At 41.6% G+C, this 1,861-nt stretch carries 3 protein-coding genes; all 3 read left to right on the forward strand.

What is annotated here, in order from left to right; genetic code table 11:
* Positions 1–873: 873 nt before the first annotated feature.
* The 3 genes from BLV54_RS15125 to BLV54_RS16580 are packed head-to-tail and all read left to right on the forward strand — an operon-like array spanning position 874 to position 1,544.
* On the forward strand, positions 874–1,116 hold the full coding sequence (locus BLV54_RS15125) for a hypothetical protein (protein ID WP_090572403.1): 243 nt from the start codon (positions 874–876) through the stop codon (positions 1,114–1,116).
* A 15-nt stretch (positions 1,117–1,131) separates the two neighbouring features.
* Positions 1,132–1,386 carry a ribbon-helix-helix domain-containing protein gene (locus BLV54_RS15130; RefSeq protein ID WP_090572404.1) on the forward strand — a complete coding sequence of 85 codons (255 nt, stop codon included), beginning with the start codon at positions 1,132–1,134 and terminating at the stop codon, positions 1,384–1,386.
* A gap of 2 nt (positions 1,387–1,388) precedes the next feature.
* Entirely contained in the window at positions 1,389–1,544 is a 156-nt protein-coding gene (locus tag BLV54_RS16580) for a PIN domain-containing protein (RefSeq protein WP_218132443.1), read from the forward strand.
* The last annotated feature ends 317 nt before the right edge of the window (positions 1,545–1,861 follow it).

Genomic DNA, 1,861 nt, shown 5'->3' on the forward strand with positions numbered 1-1,861 from the left:
CAAAATCTTCGCTGCCAGACCAGAAAATCCTCCAGTTCCCGATTCACCATCCCTTCACTTGGCTCCTGGCTCGAGTTAAAAGAGGAATTTAGGATTAATGATTGATCAGGTAATAGCGTTAGTCGATTACTCACAAATACAGGGGGTAAGACTGTGGATAACTGTTCTATGTTGTGCAGGGCAAATGAAAATTAGCGTTGCCTAAATGATAGGCAACGCTAACCGAACCTGATAATTTTGGTTCCTCTGAAGGGAAGACGTACTCTCTGGATTTTTGAAGCGTAAAATCGATTCATGCTCAGATTCTTTTTTGGGCAACAACACAGTTTTAATTTAAAAGGGATTGCGGCGAAATTAATCAATTACTAGGGTGTTTAGTCCCACGGTGTATTGGAGCAATATACAGCCAGCTATTGATGGTGGATTTATGGGACAGATACTGCACAGAAGCGCCCGCACGACGGAGGCGGTGCGTCGTCTCGCCTTGATCCGCAGGAACAAACAGTCGCTGATGCATCAAAAGCAGAAATTGAGAAACCTCAAATCATACCAGTAAACCAGCCGATAAAACCTGAACCTGTTTCCTTACCGCTTGCACCAATGGCTCAAGCGGTCGTATCTGATCAGATAGACTGGTCGAAAGTCTTTAGCTGCATATCTAACCAGACACAATGTGTTTGCTATGGCCACAGCGCCGAACGGCTCGTTATTCCTGCAGAAACCTGCCGTCTGGCCGTTAAACATGGCTGGCTGGGCAAAAGTAATGCAACCATAGCAACAAATCTATAAAAATGTTGATGCAAAAAATATATTTTGTTGAGACAAAATAGCATTCTTGTTAAGATGATCCCTCGCTAATGTTGGGAGGAAAACATGTTTTTGAATGTTCAGCAAGTTCGTGAATATATTGATCTCGGTGTTATTAACGAAGTATCAATAATGCGTGAACCATGGGACGAACCCGGCTATAGTCTTGAATTCTTCGGAAAAGATCGCTCCTACACCCTTAAATCAGCCCGCGGTGCCCGCCGTGTCTTTAAAACTGCTGATGCTGCAATAAACACGCTGTCAGATTTAGGCATTAAAGTTAACGGTTTAAAAGTGTCAATAAAATAACTGATAGGTGTTCATATGAAACAAACCTTAATGAAACGCACCCAAGTGTATTTATCTAATGAGCAAGAGCAAGCGCTCAATTCTCTCGCCCTTACATCTGGCAGACATCGAAGTGAATTAATTCGTGAAGCAATTAACTTATTACTATCAGAAAAAAAAGTAATGCACACTCAATGGAAGCAAGCCTTGCATAATATGAAAGGCATGTGGGCCAAGGATGAAAAAGCTGCTAAACACATGCAGAATATCCGTAACGAATTCGACCGTTAAAAATGGCCAACTATCTTCTGGATACTTGTATTCTCATTGATTTCTTTCGAGGAAATGCAAAAGCTGCTCAATTTCTGGAAGGACTTAATGATCCACCTTATCTTTCAGCCCTTACCGTTGCAGAATTGTATGCAGGTGTTCGAGAAGGGAAAGAGTGAACCATACTTGATAATCTACTGCAATATCTCCCTGTAATCCCACTGAATGATGAAGCCGCTGTGAAAGGCGGTCTATATCGCCGACAATACGGCAAAAGTCATGGTGTTGGGATTGTTGACGGATTACTTGCAGCATCTGCCGAATGCAATAATCTGATACTTGCAACACGTAATTTAAAACATTTTCCTATGACTGAAAATGTTTATTGTCCTTACTAACTTCAGATATAGCTGATCCCATATAAAATGATTTAAAGTGCATAAGCGGTAAAGAGCTGCTCGATGGAGCATCCTTCCTTTTTTCTGATTGTTTTGGC

Source organism: Nitrosomonas sp. Nm33 (assembly GCF_900107265.1).
In the GTDB taxonomy this organism is placed as follows: domain Bacteria; phylum Pseudomonadota; class Gammaproteobacteria; order Burkholderiales; family Nitrosomonadaceae; genus Nitrosomonas.